This is a genomic window from Tenacibaculum sp. L6 (assembly GCF_028823685.1).
Classification (GTDB): Bacteria; Bacteroidota; Bacteroidia; order Flavobacteriales; family Flavobacteriaceae; genus Polaribacter.
Genome location: NZ_JAPEHZ010000039.1, coordinates 1 through 19,985, shown reverse-complemented (window position 1 = coordinate 19,985; position 19,985 = coordinate 1). Strand labels below are relative to the sequence as shown.

The following is a 19,985-nucleotide window of genomic DNA, read 5'->3' as shown; positions in this document are numbered from 1 at the left end:
GCTTTTTTGTTTTATTGTCTTTATTTAGTCAATATGTGAAACACGTAAGGTATTTACCATTCCTTTGGCTTCAACAGGCATTGATGATAGATTTATTATAAAATCTCCTGATTTTACAAAACCTTTCTCCTTTGCTATTTCATTAATATCTTCAATTGTGTCATCAGTACTTAATTCTCTATCATAAAAATAAGCTCTAACTCCCCACAACAAATTCAATTTCCCTAAAATTCTTTTTTCAGAAGAAAATGCCAATACATGTGATTTTGGTCTCCAAGCTGAAATTTGGAAAGCGGTATATCCACTATTCGTTAAAGTAGAGATTGCAGCTGCATTAATATCATCTGCCATTAGTGCTGCATGGTGGCAAACCGATTTTGTAATGAATCTTTTTGTGCGAATATGTGGCGGTTCTTGCGGAACTTCAATCAAATCTGAAAACTCTACACTACCAATAATTTCAGTCATTTTTTGAATAACTCTTACTGGATGTTTACCAACCGATGTTTCACCTGATAGCATAACTGCGTCAGCCCCATCCATAATAGAATTGGCCACATCATTTACTTCTGCTCTAGTTGGTACCGAATTTTCAATCATGGTCTCCATCATTTGCGTTGCAATAATTACAGGAATTCTCGCTTGTTTAGCTCTACGAACCAACATTTTTTGTATTAAAGGTACATCTTGCATTGGCACTTCAACCCCTAAATCACCACGAGCTACCATTAATCCGTCACAATAAGGGATTAAAGCATCAATATTTTCAACCGCTTCTGGTTTTTCAATCTTAGCAATTACAGGAACTCTATAACGTGATTTCTGCTTAATTAAATCGCGAAGAATACGTAAATCTTCTGGTGTTCTCACAAAAGAAAGTGCAATCCAATCTACCTCTTGTTCTAATGCAAAAACAACATCTTTTTTATCTTTTTCAGTTAAAGCAGGTAATGATATTTTGGTATTCGGTAAGTTTACTCCTTTTTTTGATTTTAAAGGACCTCCTACTATAACTTTAGTTACAACTTCTTTCTCTTTGTCTGTTGCAACTACTTCAAATAACAGCTTCCCATCATCAACTAAGATCTTTTCTCCGACTTTTACATCTTTAGGAAAATGTTGATAGGTCATGAAAGCCTTTTCTTGAGTTCCTTCACATTTCTCTGTAGTAAAAATAAAGGTGTCTCCAGCCTTTAACTCTACTCCTTCCTCCATTACCCCTACTCTTAGCTTAGGACCCTGTAAATCGGCTAAAATTGCTACATTATACCCTCTTTCTTCATTAATTTCACGTATTTGACAAATACGCTCTTTTACTACATCATAATCAGCGTGTGAAAAATTAATTCTAAAAACATTAACACCTGCAGCAGCCATATCTGCTAAAACTTCTTTAGTACTGGTTGCTGGACCTAATGTTGCTACAATTTTTGTTTTCTTGTTATGTGGCATATTATTAAAAAATTAAAAAGTCTTTCGACTTTAATGAGTTTACCTCTATTTCATAAGAGGTTATTATTTGTGGAATTTGATTAATATTTTCTATTAGTTTTACTATAAAATCGTAATCAAATTCTCCTTCTATCTTTAAAAAAAAATCAACTTTTTTCTTTTCTGGAATCAAATAACTAGTTGAATCACTTTGACCAAAAAGACTTATTGATTCTGCTTCAAGAGTGTATTTAAATACGTTGGATATTAAAAACCAATCTTGATCTAATTTTGTGTTTGTATACTCGTATACAACATATGAAGATTCTATATTCTTTTGAAAAAAATCTAAATCGTAATTTGCTCTACGAAAGTTAACTTGTAAATGTTTATTTAACAAATACGCTAACCTATAGTCATTCAAAGTAGTATGGACGCCTATTAACGTGTAATCATCGTTAGAAAAATCATTAATATTTACCTCATAAATTGGCATAAAAACAACTATTTGCTTTTTGCTAAATTAATGAATGTATCTAAAACAATGTGTAAATTTTTCGAAAACGTTTTTTAAGTGAGTGTTAAGTATTTAACATTTGGCTTTGCATAGCGTAGTACACTCTTTTAGCAGCTATTTCTTCTGCTTTTTTCTTAGAGGTCGCCCTACCTTTTGCGATAATATTACCATCTATACTTACACGTACGCTAAAATGCTTCTTATTCTGATTACCAGAATCTTCATAAGACTCAAACTTGTATTTTTTCTTCTGCTTTTGACACCATTCGATAACAAAACCTTTGTAGCTTGATATTTTACCTTCAAGTCTTTCAATATCTACATAAGGCATTATAACTTGTTCGTAAATAAACTGATGACAATAATTGAACCCTCTATCTAAATAAATAGCTCCGATGAGGGCTTCAAAAATATTTCCATGAATATTGTTACTAACATGTTCTTTGGAAATATTACTTTTTACAAATTTAATTAAGTCCAAATCTTTACCTAAATCATTCAAGTGCTCTCTACTAACAATTTTAGAGCGCATTTGTGTTAAGTACCCTTCGTCTCCATCGGGCACTTTTTTAAATAGGTAAGAAGCGATTACCGTTCCTAAAATAGCATCTCCCAAAAACTCTAAACGTTCATAGTTAACTGGGTTTCCTTTACTGTCAACTAACTTTAGAGATCTGTGCGTAAACGCTTTTTTATAAAGCGATAACTTAATTGGTTTAAAATTAAGTAACTCTTTTAATTCGTAGTAGAAGTTTTCGTCCTCCTTATTTTGGGGTTTGACAATTCTACGAAGAAAATTCATAAAAGATTAATCTAGTTTTCTAAAGGCTATACAGGCATTATGACCACCAAAACCAAATGTATTGCTCATTGCAACTTTAATCTCTCTTTTTTGAGCTTTGTTTAACGTTAAATTTAACTCTGGGTTGATGTTTTCATCAACGTTAGTGTGATTAATTGTTGGGGGAACAATACCGTGCTCCATGGCTAATAATGAAGCAATAGCTTCAACTGCACCAGCAGCACCTAACAAATGTCCTGTCATAGACTTTGTTGAGTTGATATTAATGTTTTTAGCATGATCTCCAAAAACTTCAGAGATTGCTTTTAACTCTGCAACATCTCCTAAAGGGGTAGAAGTACCGTGAGTGTTGATATGATCTACGTCTTCTGGTTTTATTCCAGCATTTTCAAGACAGTTCTTCATTACAGCAATAACACCTATTCCATCAGGATGTGGTGCCGTCATGTGGTAAGCATCCGAAGATAACCCTCCACCTATAACTTCAGCATAAATTTTAGCTCCACGAGCTTTGGCATGTTCGTATTCCTCTAAGATAATAGCTCCCGCTCCTTCACCTAATACAAACCCGTCACGCTCAGCATCAAATGGTCTTGAAGCTGTTTCTGGACTCTCATTTCTAGTAGATAAAGCGTGCATAGCATTAAAACCTCCCATACCAGCAATTGTAACTGCAGCTTCACTACCACCTGTTACAACTACATCACAATGACCAAGTCTAATGTAATTTAATGCATCAATCATTGCATTTGCAGATGATGCACAAGCAGATACCGTAGTATAGTTAGGCCCCATAAATCCATTTTTAATAGAAATATTTCCTGGAGCAATATCTGCAATCATCTTTGGAATAAAGAATGGGTTAAATCGAGGTGAGCCGTCACCTTCAGCATAGCTTAACACTTCGTTTTGAAATGTTTCTAAACCTCCGATACCAGCGCCCCAAATAACACCAACTCTTAATTTGTTTACTTCGTCTAAGTTTAACTTCGCATCAGCAATTGCTTCATCAGAGGCAACCATTGCATATTGAGTAAACCTATCCATTTTACGCGCTTCTTTTCTGTTAATGAATTCAGTCGCGTCGAAGTTTTTAAGTTCACATGCGAAACGAGTTTTGAACTTGGCAGCATCAAAATACGTTATAGGTGCTGCTCCGCTAACTCCGTTAACTAAGCTATTCCAATACTCTTCTTTATTGTTTCCTATTGGCGTTAATGCGCCAAGTCCAGTTACTACAACTCGTTTTAATTGCATATAATCTTATTTTTTTGCGTCTTCAATATAGCTAATCGCTTGACCTACAGTACCAATGTTTTCTGCTTGATCATCTGGAATTTGGATGTCAAATTCTTTTTCGAATTCCATGATTAACTCAACTGTATCTAAAGAATCTGCTCCTAAATCGTTTGTGAAGCTTGCTTCGTTAGTTACTTCGTTATCGTCTACTCCTAATTTGTCTACGATAATTGCTTTTACTCTTGATGCAATGTCTGACATAATTTGTTTGTTTTAAAATTTAAAATCGTGGCAAAAATACAAATCTTAGTTATTAATTCTAACTTTTGCACAAAAATGTGATGTCTAAATTAAAAAAAATACCTGAATATTTTGCTACAAATACCACCATTGTTAATAATTATTCTTTTTTTTGTAGTAACAAAACAACTGATTTTTAACATGAAACGCATCGTAATTTTTGCTTCAGGATCGGGTTCTAACGCCGAAAACATCATAAAACACTTCAATTCAACTCAAACTGCAATTGTTACTCACGTGCTCTCTAACAATGAACATGCCAAAGTTTTTGACCGTTGCGAAAGACTTGGAATAGACGCATCGCTCTTTGATAGAGAAAGTTTTACAAAAGATGACACTGTTTTAAATTTCTTGCATGTAGAAGCCGATTTTATCGTGTTAGCAGGCTTTTTATGGCGTATTCCTGCTAAAATTGTTGAAGCTTTCCCTAATAAAATCATCAATATTCATCCTGCATTATTACCAAAGTATGGTGGGAAAGGCATGTATGGAATGCATGTTCATAAGGCTGTAAAAGAAAATAATGAACCTGAAACAGGTATTACCATCCATTATGTGAATGAAAATTATGATGAAGGTGCTATTATTTTCCAAGCTAAGACAAAACGATTGCTCAAAAAGTTCACGAGTTAGAATATGAGCATTTTCCGAAGGTGATTGAAGAGGTAATTTTACAAAATGAGTAAAAAGAAAAAATACTACGTTGTTTGGAAAGGAAAAAAAACGGGTGTTTTTTCATCTTGGGATGCTTGTAAAAAACAAATTGATGGTTTCACAGGAGCTCAATACAAGGCTTTTGCCGATAAAAAAGAGGCAGAACTTGCGTTGAGTAAAAGTTATAACGAATACAAAGGAAAAGACACTAAAAAGCCTACTTTATCAGCTACAGAGAAAGCTAAATATGGAACTCCTATTCTAGAAAGCATCTCGGTTGATGCTGCTTGTGCTGGTAATCCTGGAATAATGGAATACCGAGGTGTACTTACCCACAGTAAAAAAGAAATTTTTAGAATGGGACCTTTTAAAAATGGCACGAATAATATTGGTGAATTTTTAGCTTTAGTTCACGGAATTGCTTTACTAAAAAGTAAAAAAATGGATACTTATCCTATTTATTCCGATTCAAAAATTGCCATGAGTTGGGTTAAAAAGAAACAATGCAGAACAAATATTGTTTTTGACAGCTCTAACAAAGAGATATTAGATTTAATAAAACGTGCCGAAAAATGGCTACAAGAAAATTCTTATAAAAATCCATTGTTAAAATGGGAAACCAAGGCATGGGGCGAAATTCCTGCCGATTTTGGAAGAAAATAAAAAACCGAGCAAATTGCTCGGTTTTTTATTTTTTATTCAAGTAACAACCTTACTTAACTGCCATTTTGGTTTCTTCTTTCCAAGTTTGAACACTAGCAATAGTATTGTCTTTAAAGTCGATTTCTTTTAAACCGTCTTCTTTCCACATAAACCATTTTCCTACTTTTTTACCAGCTTCATAATGACCAATAGCCACTTTGTTACCTTTTGTATCAAAAGACGTCCAAGTACCTTCTAACTTTTTATCTTTGAAAAAACCTTGTTCTTTAATAGCACCATTTTCGTAATAATACGTGACTTTCACTAACTCTCCTGTTACTTCATATTTTGGCTCTACTTCTTGAGCTTGTAACAACCCTACCGACAACATGCATACTGCTAATACTAATTTTTTCATAATCTAAATCTTTTAAAGTTAATACCTGATAACACAAATATACAAAAATTTTACATATTTGAAACATTTACGTAACATTAACTTAACATTAAAAATATAATTGATTGATTTTAAGGAAAATAAAAGATCAAAACCCTTATATTTACATAACAATTATAAAAAAACGAGAAATTATGGCTGTAATGAAAGTTATTGAAATCTTAGCAAACTCTGAAAAGAGTTGGGAAGATGCTACAAAAAAAGCGATTAAACAAGCTTCAAAATCGGTAAAAGGGATTAAGTCTGCCTTTGTGCAATCACAAAGTGTGGTTGTAAATAATGACGAAGTCACAGAGTTTAGAGTAAATCTTAAGGTTACTTTTGAAGTAAAATAACCGAAAACATGTACTAACTATCAATTGCGGTTTTGATTAATTATTTTCGAAACCGCTTGTTTAATTTTCTAATATTTATGAATGGTTTACAATACACTTTAATAGCTTTTGTTTCTTTGATTCATATTTACATCGTAATACTAGAAATGTTTTTATGGACGCATCCTAAAGGCATAAAAACTTTCGGTTTAAAATCTAAACAATTTGCTGAAGAAACTAAGGTATTAGCAGCCAACCAAGGATTGTATAATGGCTTTTTAGCAGCTGGTTTAATCTGGTCTATGATTTCACAAAAAAACGATGTTGCTATATTTTTTCTAATCTGTGTATTTATTGCAGGTCTTTATGGTTCTTTTTCTACAAAAAAACCTCGTATTTTTGCCATTCAGTCTATCCCAGGTTTATTAGCGTTAGCTAGTTTAATTCTATAGATAAAAACCAACCACTACTAATAAAATCAATTATTAATCACTAAAATTTACCATAACTAATGGAAAAGTATTTAGAAAAATTTCAAGAGTTAATAGTCACCTACGCTCCAAAAGCGATTATGGCTATTATTATTTACATTGTCGGTTCTTATATTATTAGCCTACTACTTAGAACCACCAAAAAAGTAATGATTAAAAGAGAAGTTGACATCACACTTCAAAAATTCTTAATCAACTTATTAAACTGGACATTAAAAATCCTTTTAATAATTACTGTAATTGCAAAACTTGGGGTAGAAACGACTTCATTTGCAGCAATATTAGCTTCTGCTGGTTTAGCTGTTGGTTTAGCGCTACAAGGTTCTTTAGGTAATTTTGCTGGTGGGGTTTTAATTATGCTTTTTAAACCATTTAAGGTTGGCGACTTAATACAAGCTCAAGGTGAAACTGGTGTTGTAAAAGAAATAGAAATTTTTACTACTAAACTTACTGGTTTATCAAACAGAGAAATAATTATTCCTAACGGTTCTTTATCAAACGGAAATATTATTAATTTTTCTTCGGAAGGAACTCGTAGAGTTGATTTAGTTTTTGGAGTTTCTTATGACGCAGATATTAAACAAACTAAAGAAGTGTTGATGAATGTTCTTACTTCACACCCAAAAGTATTAAAAGAACCAGCTCCTACGGTTAATGTATTAGAGTTAGCAGATAGCTCAGTAAATTTTGCTGTAAGACCTTGGTGTAAAACAGAAGATTACTGGGGTGTTTACTTTGATGTAACCGAAAATACTAAAATAGCCTTAGACAAAGCTGGAATCGAAATTCCATATCCACACTCTGTAGAAATTCACAAAGAGAATTAACGCTTTTTTTCGGGCGTTACCACAAAATCTTTCAAATAAAAAGGTTCAAAATAAGCGAGCATCTTCGATGTCGTTTTTTTTGTACTTATCGTAACTTAATTGTGCCATTTCTTTTGCTGAAGGATGTTTACTGTCAATAAAAACAGCATTTTCATGTGTTATAACTTCTTTACACTTCTCTGCCCCATCTCCTAAAAAATATACTTTTCCTTCTGGCAAATATTCTTGAAAAGAGTTTTCATCAATAACTTCAGCTTTAATGTCTCTTAACTGCTTATAATTACTATCGTAAACAGCCGCATAAACTTCCATACGACGTGCATCTAACATTGGTACAATTACCCCATTATCTACAGTAGCTTTGTGAGCTAAAGAGTGTAATGTTTCTATAGAAATTAAAGGTTTATCAAAGGCAAAACATAATCCTTTAGCAGCAGAAACTCCGATACGCAAACCTGTATAAGAACCTGGTCCTTTACTTACAGCTACAGCATCAATATCATTGAAAGATATTTTAGCTTCCTCTAACACTTGTTGAATAAATGGATGTAGTTTTTCAGCATGAGAATAATTACCATCATTCAACTCTTGTAAAACAAGGGTTACTCCATCTTTTGCTATACTAACCGAGCAATTTTTAGTTGCTGTTTCTATGTTTAAGATTGTTGCCAAACTGAAATTATTTTTGGCAAAGATACATTTTATATAAAGTTGAATAAAAAATCATTGTATGTCATACAAAGAAAAACCCCGTTAGCATAAATCTAACGAGGTTCTTCCAACAATAAATATCTCTTTCTTATCAGTCTACGATAGATTCACCATAGTAGAATTTTAATACTTTCGTTTTAAACACATAATCATATTTTGCTCTAATCATTGCTCCTTCAGCATTTACTAAACGATTACGAACTTGATCGAAATCGAATTGAGTCATTGACCCGTAATCATAACTTACCTGTGCGTTTTTAAACGCTTCTTTTTGGGCTTCTAATGATATTTCCGCCGCTTCAAAAGTTTTTGCTGCTGCTTTAGCATCTAAAAAAGCACTTTCAATTTCTTGTTGCAACTGCAATTTTTGATTTTCAAGAGCTAGTTCTGAAACCTCTTTATCAATAGTAGATTTAGCTACTCTGTTTTTTGTTTGAAAACGATTAAATATTGGAACATTTAACGAAACCCCTACTCCGTAACTTAAATTATTATCTAATTGCTTAAAAAAACCATAAGACTCATATATAGGTAATTGTGTCACTGGATCAACTCCAATAACTCTTCTATCAGGCTCTCCAAATACTGTAAAATAAGAAGTACCTGCATTTGCTGAATAGGTTAATGTTGGTAAATAAGCTCCTTTAGCTAATTCTATTCCTAAATCTGCATTTTCAAGGTTTAACTCAGCCCTTTCTATATCTGGCCATTGTGTTAATGCTTTTTCGTATACGACACTAGAATTGTCATACAATAAAGCTGCTGATGGTGACCCTACTTCAATATCTGCAACGGCAAAATCTTCTGAAGAAATCTGTAACAACTGACTTAATCTAAGTAAGGCAATACTTAATGCGTTTTCTTGTAAAACTACATTTTGAACATCATTAGCTGCTGTAGACTCTACATTTAATAAATCTCCTTTAGGTATTGCTCCTCCTTCATATTGAGCTTTTGCTCTTTCAATTTGTTTTTTACTTATTTCGGCTTGAACTTTTGCCACGGCAAGGTTCTCTTTTGCAAACAATACATTTAAGTATTCATTTACTACATTTAAAGAAATGTCATTTTCTATTTTCGCTAAGTCTAACTCACTCCCTTTAACATTAAGTAAAGCTTGTTTTTTAGTGTTTAAGTTTCTAAAACCATTGAAAATAGTTCCTTGAGTTCCTAAAGTGAAATTTGTTGAATACCTATCTTGACTGGTGTTAACTCCGCTAACCCCTGAAGACAATCCAAAAGATCCTCTATGGGAATTACTAAAGCCTAAATCAGGTAAGAAATTTCCTTTAGCAATCTCAACATCCTTTTCTGCTAAATTTACATTTAACCGATTTTGTTTAATCGTTATGTTGTTTTTAAGAGCGTAATCTACACACTCTTTTAAGGTCCATTGTTTTTGAGAAAAAACAGCTAATGAGGTAAATATAGCTGTGAATAGTGCAATTTTAGTTTTCAAAAGACAAATATTTTTTGTTTAAATTATTAGCTAGTTGATATTTCAAAAACAGAAATATATCATTTTATTATTAAAAAGTAAACCTTTAAACAGTTTAAAATCAACAATAAAAAACAGTTAACTATTTTTAACTGCCTCTATATGACGATTAAAAATATAATTTGTTACAAAAAACTTTGCTAAATTAAATTACTCTTTACCTTTCTTTTTATGACGGTAAATAAAATAAAAAAGTGTTCCCACTAAAATATATGGAAAAACCATTAAGTAAGTAATTCCGTTATTCACTCCTTCGGCAACCGAAGGATTATCTCCTTCAATAACTGCTTTACACATGGCACACTGTGCTGATGAGTTTAATGTAAAGAACAAAAATAATGCTAATACTACAAGTTTTTTATACATAATAAGGTGATATCATTAAATACACTACAACTCCTGTTACCGCCACATACAACCATAATGGAAATGTAATTTTTGCTATTTTTTTATGTTCTGGAAAATTTCCTAAACGCGCTCTCATAAAAGTTATTAATACTAACGGAATAATTATAATAGATAATAAAATATGTGTTATTAAAATGAAAAAATACACATACCTTATTGTTCCTTCTCCTCCAAATGGTGTTGAATTAGAGGTCATGTGGTAAGCCACATACATTACTAAAAATAACGCAGAACAAATTATTGCTGTTGTATTTAACTGCTCGTGTAATTTTCTTTTACCGTTTTTAATAGCCACAACAGAAGCAACTAATAATACTGCTGTAAATCCGTTAATACTGGCATAAATAGGAGGCAAAAACGACAACGGTTCTACATTCGGTATTTTAATACCAAACAACGCTGCTACTGCAATAGGAACCACAATAGAAACTATTGTAATAAACCTCTTATATTTTTTTTCTTCTGTAGTACTCATGTTATTCTTTTAATAATAACTTAATATCTTCTTTCAACTCTGTTATTTGATCACCAAAACCATGCTCGTCTAATGCTCTGTAATACATTATCGGATTTCCGTTTTCATCGTATCGTGATCTTATATATCCATCTTTATCTACTAAAGCAAATAATCCTGAATGTTCGAATCCGCCATGACTAACTTCTCCTTTACCTGCATACAACTTAAACCCTTCGTTAGATAACTCATAGACTACATCGTCTCCTTTTCCGGTTAACATATGCCAGTTTTTATGGTTTATACCATTGTTCTTAGCATATTCTTTTAATTGGTGTGGAGTATCTATATCTGGAGTAATTGAAAACGAAGCGATTCCGAAATTAGGATTCCCCATAAATTCGTTTTGAATTTCTACCATTTTTTGATTCATCAATGGACATATTGTTGGGCATGTAGCAAAGAAAAATTCAACTACATATACTTTCCCTTCATAATCTTTATTAGTAATTACTTTCTCATCTTGATTGATAAACTCAAAATCTGGCACCTTGTTAAACTTGTGCAAGTTAGCTGTTTGAAAGTGTGCTATAATTTTAGGAATAGCATAAATTCCGAAAAGTAAAACGATTAATGAAATACCTACGTAAGAATAATTCTGTTTTTTCATGACTCAAGTCTAATTAAATCTGTCTGTCTGCGTTGTTCTTTTTTAATGCTAAACGATATTCTGCCAATACAACCTTAACATCGTCTTTCATTTTATTATTCAACTCTGCTACCGAAGTCATATTGTACCCAAACAACTTTCCATCAGCGCTATCTTCATCATCATCTCTTCCTCTTAAATTTCCTTCCTTATCAATAATAAAAGCTTTAGATGAGTGCAGTTTATTATCTAATGATTGGTTTGTTTTAAAGCTATCATACAATACTTCAATTTCGGTATCAGACGCATAAACAAACTTCCAGCTAATCATATTGGTATAAGCGCCAATTTCTTTTTCAAGTTTTTCAACATCGTCTTTAACTTCAGGAGAAGCTATTACAATTAGTTGAAAGTCTTTAAATCCGTAAAATGGTTTGTATATTTTTTCGTTAAGATTGAATAATTCCCCTTTTACTTCCTCTACATTCTTTCCTAAAAAAGTAACAATTGATATTTTTTTATCAAATTGATGTTGTTTACTTACTGATGATATATCAATTACATTTTCTGTAAGCACCGGTAATTTTGCGAAATTATTGATTCCTAGTGACAAAAAAATATAAAACAATAGCGGCACTATAAAAAGCGCTAACAGTACAATGTATTTTCTTGTTTTATCCATTTTACTAAATCTTATATACAAAAAGAGGCGGTTAACACCACCTCTTTTCTCATTTTATTTTGATTACCACTTTACTAATGGTGCTAATGTATCGTATAAGTAATCACCTTCTATTAACACTAGTGTTACTAAATAACATATTAAGAAAACACCTGTCCAAACAATGGCTCTTCTTAACCATGGTTTTTCTCCTTCTAAGTGCATAAATGCCCAAGCAATATAATATGCTTTTACTATTGTTAAGATGATAAATATCCAGTTTAACCAACTAGTACCCCAACCGTGTAAGTGTAAAGCAGCAGGTTTAATAATACCTAAAACTACTTCTACTGTTGTTACTATGGTTAAGATTGCTAAAACAATCCAAATTCTTTTTGTATTTGATTCGTGTGCGTGACCCATTTTTACTATTGTTTTTTGATTATACTAAGTAGAAGAAGGTAAATACGAATACCCAAACTAAATCTACAAAGTGCCAATATAAACCTACTTTTTCAACCATTTCGTAACTTCTTCTACGCTCGTACGTACCTAATACAACGTTAAAGAAGATAATGATATTTAAGATAATTCCTGAAAATACGTGGAATCCGTGGAAACCAGTAATAAAGAAGAAGAAATCAGCAAAAATAGGGTTACCGTATTCGTTCTCTATTAAGTTTGCTCCTTCAACAACTTTTGTTGCTGTAGCTAACTTAGCGATACTTTCTTCTCTTGATAAAACAATTTTTTGTTTCGTTTCAGGATTAATTCTTTCGATTCTAATTAATAAAGAAGGATCTGCTTTAAAAGCTTCTTGAACTTGAGCTACTGAATATTGAGAAATTGTTGCTTCGTCTACAAACCACAATCCATTTTCTCTTTGGTGTTGAACTCTTCCGTCTTTTCTATCATTATGAACAAAATCAGCCAATGCTATTTGATGTCCGTCTTTTACAAATTGTAAAATATGGTTATCGGCAGTTTTAACAGCTCCGTAAGAACCGTTAATAAAGTTTTTCCATTCCCAAGCCTGAGAACCTACGAAAATAATACCAAAAACGATGGTAGCAAACATGTACCAAGCTACTTTTTTCTTTTGCATTTTATGACCTGCATCTACTGCTAACACCATTGTTACCGATGATACAATTAAAATAAACGTCATTAATGCTACGTAATACATCGGCGCATGAACACCGTGTAAACCAGGAAAGTGTGTAAATACCTCATCAGCAATAGGCCAAGAGTCAATAAACTTAAAACGTGTTAAACCATACGCTGCTAAAAAGCCCGAAAAAGTTAATGCATCAGATACGATGAAAAACCACATCATCATTTTTCCATAACTAGCGCCAAATGGTTTTACACCACCTCCGCCCCAGGTCTCTTTGTTGTCAGAATTTACAGCAATATTTGCTCCCATAAATCTCTTTTTGTTAATTTTTGTTTAATCAGTGCGCCAAAATTACGCATTTTTCATCATCTAATAAAATAGAAAAAGAAAAATAGGTAAATCCACAATACATCTACAAAATGCCAAAAGATTGCACCTAGTTCAAATCCAAGCATATTGCTTGATGTATACTTCTTTTTAAAATGATTATAAATAACAACTAATAACACGATCACCCCTGCTAATAAGTGTAAAACGTGCATAAATGTTATTCCTATTATAAACGATGTTGATACTGTACTTTCAGGTCCAGTAAAATATAATCCTGTATTTTTTAATTCATTAAATCCTACCCATTGATACCACACAAAGCCTAAACCTAATACCAATGTAACTAATAATAAGATGAAAGAACCTTTAATATTGTCTTTCTTCAATAAGTTTTGAGAGAAAAACAACGTAATACTACTTAGTATAATTAACACGGTACTAATGTAAAATGCCTGAGGTAAATCGAAGGTAACCCAATCTTCACGATTCATACTTACTACGTAAGCACTTGTTAATCCTGCAAAAAACATTACCATACTTACCATGGAAATCCATAGCATTGGTTTAGCCGATTTACGTTTAGCTACTTTTAATTCTTCTTGTAACGATTGTTCACTCATTAGTGTAAAAATTTATCTACCACATATATAATGGGCACTATTGTAATATAAAAAACACTTGCCAACATCAATTTACGTGCATCAGTGTTTTTTTCTGTTTTATATAATTGTATTGCATAATACAACATTAACAATCCTAATAATAGAATAATTACTGCTGTTAACGGATATATATATAAATCTCCTGTTACTTTTAACACAGGTGCAATTGACATTAAAATCATTATGCAGGTATAAAAAATAATTTGCACCACAGCACCTTTGTCCTTTTTATCCATTGGCAACATGTGCAAACCTGCCTTGTTATATTCTTCAAACTGTAACCAACCAATAGCCCAAAAATGAGGAAACTGCCAAAAAAACTGAATCATAAATAAAAATCCAGCTTCAATACCAAATTTACCTGTAGCTGCTACCCACCCTAACATAAAAGGAATCGCTCCAGGAATTGCCCCTACAAAAACTGCCAAAGGCGTTACTGCTTTTAATGGAGTGTAAGCACTTGTATATAAAAAAATAGAAATCGCCCCAAACAAAGCACATTTCGGATCTATAATATATAAAATTGCAATACCCGCTATCGTAAAAAGAGTTGCTATAGTTAATGCTACGGTCGTAGACATTCTTCCAGAAGGTAACGGACGATTTTTTGTGCGTTGCATTACTGCATCAATATCCTTTTCTATCACCTGGTTAAAAGCATTAGATGCCCCTACCATTAAGTAGCCCCCTAAAGCTAATAATATTATAGTAGTATAATCAATCGTTTCTGCTCCTAATAAATATCCTGTAACCGATGTAAAAACTACACTTATAGATAATCCAACTTTAGTTAATTGTTTAAAATCTTTAACTATTGATTTTACAGAGGGTTTAGTATGTACAGATGAAACAGAATTCACTTCTAATTTTAAAAATTTTTGCAAAGATATTCCATTCTTATTGAACCACCATAAATTTTTATTGGAATTAAAATTGAAAAAAATTAAAAAGTGCTTTGTAATTAAAAAAAAGGTTTTATATTTGCACCCGCATTCGCAGTAATGCACGTTCATTAAAATAATAAATGACTACGCGAAAGTAGCTCAGGGGTAGAGCATCACCTTGCCAAGGTGAGGGTCGCGGGTTCAAATCCCGTCTTTCGCTCAAGCCTTTTTTAAAAGAGTATGCTGAAGTGGTGGAATTGGTAGACACGTTGGACTTAAAATCCAATGAGCCGTAATGCTCGTGCGGGTTCAAGTCCCGCCTTCAGTACAAAAGCCTTAACAAATTTGTTAAGGCTTTTTTTGTATCTATACTTTTCATAATATTGCTTGTAAAGTATCAATAAACGTCTCGTCTAACCCCCAAAATAAAATACATGTCAAAAACATATTACGATCCTGCCGACTTACGAAAGTTTGGTAAAATTACTGAGTGGAGTGAAGAATTAGGAAACAAGTTTTTCGAATACTACGGAAAAGTCTTTGAAGAAGGCGCCTTAACGGCACGCGAAAAAAGCTTAATAGCTTTAGCTGTTGCGCATACCGAGCAATGCCCTTATTGTATTGATGCGTATACAAAAGACGGATTACAACGCGGAATCACTAAAGAAGAAATGATGGAAGCCATTCACGTAGGAGCTGCTATTAAAAGTGGTGCTACTTTAGTACACGGAGTTCAAATGATGAACAAAGTGAACAAATTAGAAATGTAAGTATGAAGAAATCACTTTTAGCAAGAAATAATGACTTAGCAAACACGCAACACCAACTTAAAATCTTATCAAACGGGGTTTTTGCTGATGGCGAATTACCTACGTTTGCAAAAAAACTCAAAGAAACCAATCAGTTTCCTTTACGTCCTAAAAAATTAGAAATTCTTCAAATTAATTTAGGATACATGTGTAATCAAGTTTGTGCACATTGTCATGTAGATGCAGGTCCTGATCGAAAAGAAATTATGACCATAGAAACCATGGAACAATGTTTAGAGGTTATTCGAAAAACAGAAGCACATACCTTAGATTTAACAGGTGGAGCTCCTGAAATGAATCCTAATTTTCGATGGTTTGTAGAAGAAGCATCTAAAGCAGGAATCAAAGATTTTATTGTTCGCTCTAACCTAACCATCATTAGAGCGAATAAGAAGTATTACGACTTACCTGAGTTCTTCAAGAAACATAATATACATGTGGTCTCTTCTATGCCACATTGGACACGTGGAAAAACCGACAAGCAGCGTGGTGACGGTGTTTTTGATAAATCAATAGAAGCTTTAAAAATGCTAAATGCTGTGGGTTATGGAATTGAAGGAACTGGTTTACAATTAGACTTGGTATACAATCCGTCAGGTGCCTTCTTACCAGGAGATCAAGCGGCATTAGAAAACGATTTTAAAAAAGCTTTAAAAGAAGATTTTGATATTGTTTTCAATTCACTTTTTGCAATTACCAATTTACCTATTAGCCGATTTTTAGACTATTTAATTGCTTCTGAAAACTACGAAGATTATATGTATTCGTTAGTAGAAGCCTACAATCCTATGGCGGTAGAAAATGTAATGTGTACTAATACCTTATCTGTAAGTTGGGATGGGTATTTATACGATTGCGATTTTAATCAAATGTTAAATTTAAAAGTCGCAAGCAAGTCACAACATATTTCTGAATACAACGAAGCATTGTTACAAAATAGAGATATCATTATCAACCAACATTGTTACGGATGTACCGCAGGGGCTGGTAGCAGCTGCCAAGGAACTGTAGCATAACACATTAATTTCGAAACACCTTTACAAACAATATGTCTTTACTGCCAAAGTCAAAAAATCTTCTTTTAATTTTCACCAGAAATCCTGAGTTAGGTAAAGTAAAAACGCGTTTAGCTAAAACCATCGGAGATGAAGCTGCGTTAGATATTTATAAATTCTTATTAGAACACACAAAACAAGTCACCCAAAATTTATCTTGCAACAAAGCTGTGTACTACTCAGTAAAAGTTCGTGAAAATGATATTTGGGATACTTCAGTATATCAAAAGCACCTGCAAGATGGAAACGACTTAGGTATACGAATGCACAATGCTTTTCAACAAGCTTTTTCTACTGGATATAAAAAAGTTGTAATTATTGGTAGCGATTTACCTGAGTTAACTTCTGAACATATCAATGTAGCTTATGAAAAATTAAATTCTAATGATGTTGTTATGGGACCTGCAGAAGATGGAGGTTATTACTTATTAGGTATGAAAAAACTTCATGCAAACATTTTTCAACATAAAGACTGGGGAACCTCAACTGTTAGAAAAGATACCTTAAACGATTTACAAAACGAATCAGTATTTTTGCTGGAAACCTTAAACGATGTAGATGTTTTTGACGATATCAAAAACAACCCAATATTCAATCAATTTTTAAACTAACCGTCACTCCCCATAATGACAAACACGATACAAAATGCTAAAAAAACAACAACTACAAGAAACACAAGAGTTTCTTCAACATAAAGGAATTACCAACCCAGAAATAGGAATTGTTTTAGGAACAGGGTTAGGAAAATTAATCAATGAAATAACTATTGAGCAAGAAGTTTCCTATGCAGACATTCCCCACTTTCCACAAGCAACGGTAGAATTTCACTCCGGAAAGTTAATTTACGGAACTTTATCAGGTAAAAAAGTAGTTGTTATGTCTGGGCGTTTTCATATGTATGAAGGATATAATTTATGGGAAGTTACCTATGGTATCAGAACCATGCATGCGTTAGGTATTCAAACGTTGTTAGTTTCTAATGCTGCAGGCGCTATCAACCTTTCTTACAAAAAAGGAGACTTAATGCTATTGGAAGATCACTTGAATTTACAAGGAGGTTCTCCCCTAGCCTTTAAAGGAGCTAATGAGTTTGGAAATATTTTTGCCGACATGCTAGAATCGTATTCAAAAAAATTGAATACAAAAATGAAAGCAATCGCTAAAGCTAACGACATAGACCTGAAAGAAGGTGTATACGCTAGTGTTGTAGGTCCACAATTGGAAACCAGAGCTGAATACAGAATGTTACAAATTTTAGAAGTAGACGCGGTTGGAATGAGTACTGTTCCTGAAGTTATCGTAGCAAAACAACTCAACATTCCGTGTGCAGCCGTTTCGGTATTAACCGATGAGTGCGATCCTAAAAATTTACAACCTGTAGATATTACCGAAATCATTGAAGTTGCAGGAAAAGCTGAACCTAAAATGATTACACTTTTTAAAGAATTAATTACTAATTTATAGAAGCAAGACTATTAGACTCAAGAATCAAGACAAACAATACAAGTCTTTATTCTTTTATCTAACAGCGAAGCGGTCTTTAATCTTAAAAAGATGAGTTACTTAGAAACCACCAAAAATGTATATAAAGAAGCAGCCTTAACCCCTGATATTGGTTTGTGCTGTACAACAAACCCAATTTGGGAGCTACCAGGATTAAAAATTCCAAAAATTATGCAAGAAATGAACTACGGATGTGGTTCCACAGTACATGCACGCGATTTAACCAACAATCCTAAAATATTATATGTAGGTGTGGGTGGCGGAATGGAATTATTACAATTTGCGTATTTCTCACGTCAGAAAAACGGCGTGATTGGAATTGATGTGGTAGATGAAATGTTGGAAGCTTCTCAAAAGAATTTTTTGGAAGCCGAAGCGCAAAACGATTGGTTTAAAAGTGAGTTTGTCGATTTACGCAAAGGTGATGCTTTACACTTACCTGTAGAAGATAATTCGATTGATGTAGCTGCTCAAAACTGTTTATTCAATATTTTTAAAGCTGAAGAACTGAAAAAAGCCATTGCTGAAATGTACCGTGTATTAAAACCTCACGGACGTCTGGTAATGAGCGATCCTACCTGTGAGCAACCAATGAACGAAACCTTACGCAACGACGAACGCTTACGTGCCTTATGTTTAAGCGGAAGTTTACCGATTGCAGAATATGTAAAAATGCTGACGGATGCCGGTTTTGGAACCATTGAAATTAGAGCGCGTAAACCGTATAGAATTTTAGATCCTAAAAATTATCCTACGGATGAATTGATTTATATCGAGTCGATTGAAGTAGCAGCGATTAAAGATCCAATGCCTGCTGACGGGCCTTGTATCTTTACAGGTAAAGCTGCCATTTACTTTGGTGATGAAGATTATTTTGATGACGGAGCAGGACACACCTTATTAAAAAACCAACCCTTAGCGATTTGTGATAAAACAGCCTCGGATTTAAAAGCATTAGGAAGAGACGATATGTTTTTCTCAGAATCTACCTATCATTACGATGGTGGTGGGTGTTGTTAGAAATAAACTATTTTTTAGTAATGAACCTCGCAAAAGCGAGGTTTTATTATTAGAAGAGTTTATCTTGGTTTCTAGCTTGTAAAAGTTTAACTTCGTTGGTAGGCAAAAGTTTTTTTTGAAATAAATTTTTGTTTTCATCTTGTTACATCTCATTTTCTGAAAGATTTTAACTGTTCTAAACATGATAAATTACGAACAAACTATTCAAAAAATAATTAATTCCATAAAAGAGTTTTCTTTTGAATTTGACATTGAGGATATAAAAAAAGAAATGAAGCTCCAAGAGGTTTCTAATGATGAATTAAACAAATTAGGAGAAAAGCAAGTTAATAAAAACTTTAATACTGGGGTTTTCAAAATAAAAATGCCTAATGGTAATGTAATTGATATACACTCAATAAAAAAACAAAGTCTCGAAAAAAAAATTGAAGAACCTGTTATCTTCATAAATTCTAATTTCAAATATGTTAAATGGGTTCTCAAAAAAGACTTTACTTCACAACAAATTAAAAGGCATATAAAAAAACAACTAACAAGTAATACCTACGTT

General features: G+C 32.8%; 25 protein-coding genes, 2 tRNA genes and 2 pseudogenes. 13 read left to right on the top strand and 16 right to left on the bottom strand.

Translation table 11 applies throughout. The annotated features are described in order from the left end of the window. Positions 1-24: 24 nt before the first annotated feature. The 5 genes from pyk to OU788_RS08495 all read right to left on the bottom strand — a co-directional run bounded on the left by pyk (position 25) and on the right by OU788_RS08495 (position 4,250). Positions 25-1,452, bottom strand: a complete 1,428-nt coding sequence (gene pyk, locus OU788_RS08515; protein ID WP_274634779.1) for a pyruvate kinase — start codon at positions 1,450-1,452, stop codon at positions 25-27. Between the two features lie 4 nt (positions 1,453-1,456). Further along, a complete protein-coding gene (locus OU788_RS08510) occupies positions 1,457-1,927 on the bottom strand; it encodes an IPExxxVDY family protein (protein ID WP_274634778.1) in 471 nt (156 codons plus the stop codon). An 85-nt stretch (positions 1,928-2,012) separates the two neighbouring features. Next, on the bottom strand, positions 2,013-2,750 hold the full coding sequence (gene rnc / locus OU788_RS08505; protein WP_274634777.1) for a ribonuclease III: 738 nt from the start codon (positions 2,748-2,750) through the stop codon (positions 2,013-2,015). Positions 2,751-2,756: 6 nt separating this feature from the next. Next, entirely contained in the window at positions 2,757-4,007 is a 1,251-nt protein-coding gene (fabF, locus tag OU788_RS08500) for a beta-ketoacyl-ACP synthase II (RefSeq protein WP_274634776.1), read from the bottom strand. 6 nt (positions 4,008-4,013) lie between these two features. Then, entirely contained in the window at positions 4,014-4,250 is a 237-nt protein-coding gene (locus OU788_RS08495) for an acyl carrier protein (protein WP_028891431.1), read from the bottom strand. A 180-nt stretch (positions 4,251-4,430) separates the two neighbouring features. On the opposite strand from OU788_RS08495, the pseudogene purN reads away from it, so the two are divergent. Beyond that, a pseudogene (gene purN, locus OU788_RS08490) lies at positions 4,431-4,975 on the top strand (phosphoribosylglycinamide formyltransferase). Next, a complete protein-coding gene (locus OU788_RS08485; RefSeq protein ID WP_274634775.1) occupies positions 4,968-5,606 on the top strand; it encodes a ribonuclease H family protein in 639 nt (212 codons plus the stop codon). Before purN ends, OU788_RS08485 begins: the two are co-directional and overlap by 8 nt. A gap of 49 nt (positions 5,607-5,655) precedes the next feature. Here OU788_RS08485 and OU788_RS08480 read toward each other — a convergent pair whose 3' ends face one another. Continuing rightward, on the bottom strand, positions 5,656-6,003 hold the full coding sequence (locus OU788_RS08480) for a toxin-antitoxin system YwqK family antitoxin (RefSeq protein WP_274634774.1): 348 nt from the start codon (positions 6,001-6,003) through the stop codon (positions 5,656-5,658). A 173-nt stretch (positions 6,004-6,176) separates the two neighbouring features. Between OU788_RS08480 and OU788_RS08475 the strand changes: the two genes are divergently transcribed. The 3 genes from OU788_RS08475 (at position 6,177) to OU788_RS08465 (ending at position 7,674) form a co-directional block, all read left to right on the top strand. Further along, positions 6,177-6,377: a dodecin family protein gene (locus OU788_RS08475; RefSeq protein ID WP_274634773.1), complete on the top strand. Its 201-nt coding sequence runs from the start codon at positions 6,177-6,179 to the stop codon at positions 6,375-6,377. A gap of 77 nt (positions 6,378-6,454) precedes the next feature. After that, positions 6,455-6,808 (top strand): DUF1304 domain-containing protein, encoded by a 354-nt coding sequence (locus tag OU788_RS08470; protein WP_274634772.1) that lies wholly within the window; start codon positions 6,455-6,457, stop codon positions 6,806-6,808. Between the two features lie 59 nt (positions 6,809-6,867). Further along, complete coding sequence (locus OU788_RS08465) at positions 6,868-7,674, top strand: mechanosensitive ion channel family protein (protein WP_274634771.1); 807 nt, start codon at positions 6,868-6,870, stop codon at positions 7,672-7,674. Here OU788_RS08465 and tsaB read toward each other — a convergent pair. The 10 genes and pseudogenes from tsaB to cyoE all read right to left on the bottom strand — a co-directional run bounded on the left by tsaB (position 7,671) and on the right by cyoE (position 15,024). Continuing rightward, positions 7,671-8,346: pseudogene (tsaB, locus tag OU788_RS08460) on the bottom strand (tRNA (adenosine(37)-N6)-threonylcarbamoyltransferase complex dimerization subunit type 1 TsaB). The gene OU788_RS08465 and the pseudogene tsaB sit on opposite strands and share 4 nt — an antisense overlap. Before the next feature lie 130 nt (positions 8,347-8,476). Beyond that, entirely contained in the window at positions 8,477-9,844 is a 1,368-nt protein-coding gene (locus OU788_RS08455; protein ID WP_274634770.1) for a TolC family protein, read from the bottom strand. A gap of 189 nt (positions 9,845-10,033) precedes the next feature. Continuing rightward, entirely contained in the window at positions 10,034-10,249 is a 216-nt protein-coding gene (locus OU788_RS08450; RefSeq protein WP_274634769.1) for a hypothetical protein, read from the bottom strand. Next, positions 10,242-10,766 carry a DUF420 domain-containing protein gene (locus tag OU788_RS08445; RefSeq protein ID WP_274634768.1) on the bottom strand — a complete coding sequence of 175 codons (525 nt, stop codon included), beginning with the start codon at positions 10,764-10,766 and terminating at the stop codon, positions 10,242-10,244. The genes OU788_RS08450 and OU788_RS08445 overlap by 8 nt, the downstream gene beginning before the upstream one ends. 1 nt (position 10,767) lies before the next feature. Continuing rightward, the gene (locus OU788_RS08440) at positions 10,768-11,415 is read right to left on the bottom strand and encodes an SCO family protein (protein ID WP_274634767.1); all 648 of its coding nucleotides are present in this window, start codon (positions 11,413-11,415) and stop codon (positions 10,768-10,770) included. 13 nt (positions 11,416-11,428) lie between these two features. Further along, positions 11,429-12,076, bottom strand: coding sequence for a hypothetical protein (locus OU788_RS08435; protein ID WP_274634766.1), 648 nt, complete (start codon positions 12,074-12,076; stop codon positions 11,429-11,431). A gap of 63 nt (positions 12,077-12,139) precedes the next feature. Next, entirely contained in the window at positions 12,140-12,478 is a 339-nt protein-coding gene (locus OU788_RS08430) for a cytochrome C oxidase subunit IV family protein (protein WP_274634765.1), read from the bottom strand. A 19-nt stretch (positions 12,479-12,497) separates the two neighbouring features. Further along, positions 12,498-13,481, bottom strand: a complete 984-nt coding sequence (locus tag OU788_RS08425; protein WP_274634764.1) for a cytochrome c oxidase subunit 3 — start codon at positions 13,479-13,481, stop codon at positions 12,498-12,500. A gap of 56 nt (positions 13,482-13,537) precedes the next feature. Continuing rightward, on the bottom strand, positions 13,538-14,122 hold the full coding sequence (locus tag OU788_RS08420) for a cytochrome c oxidase subunit 3 (RefSeq protein WP_274634763.1): 585 nt from the start codon (positions 14,120-14,122) through the stop codon (positions 13,538-13,540). Continuing rightward, on the bottom strand, positions 14,122-15,024 hold the full coding sequence (cyoE, locus tag OU788_RS08415) for a heme o synthase (protein WP_274634780.1): 903 nt from the start codon (positions 15,022-15,024) through the stop codon (positions 14,122-14,124). Before cyoE ends, OU788_RS08420 begins: the two co-directional genes overlap by 1 nt. Before the next feature lie 172 nt (positions 15,025-15,196). On the opposite strand from cyoE, the gene OU788_RS08410 reads away from it, so the two are divergent. The 8 genes from OU788_RS08410 to OU788_RS08375 form a co-directional block, all read left to right on the top strand. Then, positions 15,197-15,268 (top strand) — tRNA-Gly (locus OU788_RS08410). 22 nt (positions 15,269-15,290) lie between these two features. After that, positions 15,291-15,376, top strand: a tRNA-Leu gene (locus tag OU788_RS08405). A 106-nt stretch (positions 15,377-15,482) separates the two neighbouring features. Next, a complete protein-coding gene (locus OU788_RS08400; protein ID WP_120185760.1) occupies positions 15,483-15,818 on the top strand; it encodes an arsenosugar biosynthesis-associated peroxidase-like protein in 336 nt (111 codons plus the stop codon). A gap of 2 nt (positions 15,819-15,820) precedes the next feature. Next, entirely contained in the window at positions 15,821-16,873 is a 1,053-nt protein-coding gene (arsS, locus tag OU788_RS08395; protein WP_274634762.1) for an arsenosugar biosynthesis radical SAM (seleno)protein ArsS, read from the top strand. Between the two features lie 32 nt (positions 16,874-16,905). Beyond that, the gene (locus tag OU788_RS08390) at positions 16,906-17,523 is read left to right on the top strand and encodes a TIGR04282 family arsenosugar biosynthesis glycosyltransferase (RefSeq protein ID WP_274634761.1); all 618 of its coding nucleotides are present in this window, start codon (positions 16,906-16,908) and stop codon (positions 17,521-17,523) included. Between the two features lie 34 nt (positions 17,524-17,557). Beyond that, positions 17,558-18,376, top strand: a complete 819-nt coding sequence (locus OU788_RS08385; RefSeq protein ID WP_274634760.1) for a purine-nucleoside phosphorylase — start codon at positions 17,558-17,560, stop codon at positions 18,374-18,376. Between the two features lie 90 nt (positions 18,377-18,466). Next, entirely contained in the window at positions 18,467-19,435 is a 969-nt protein-coding gene (gene arsM / locus OU788_RS08380; protein ID WP_274634759.1) for an arsenosugar biosynthesis arsenite methyltransferase ArsM, read from the top strand. Positions 19,436-19,616: 181 nt separating this feature from the next. After that, a partial coding sequence (locus OU788_RS08375; RefSeq protein WP_274634758.1) for a hypothetical protein occupies positions 19,617-19,985 on the top strand: 369 nt, incomplete at its 3' end.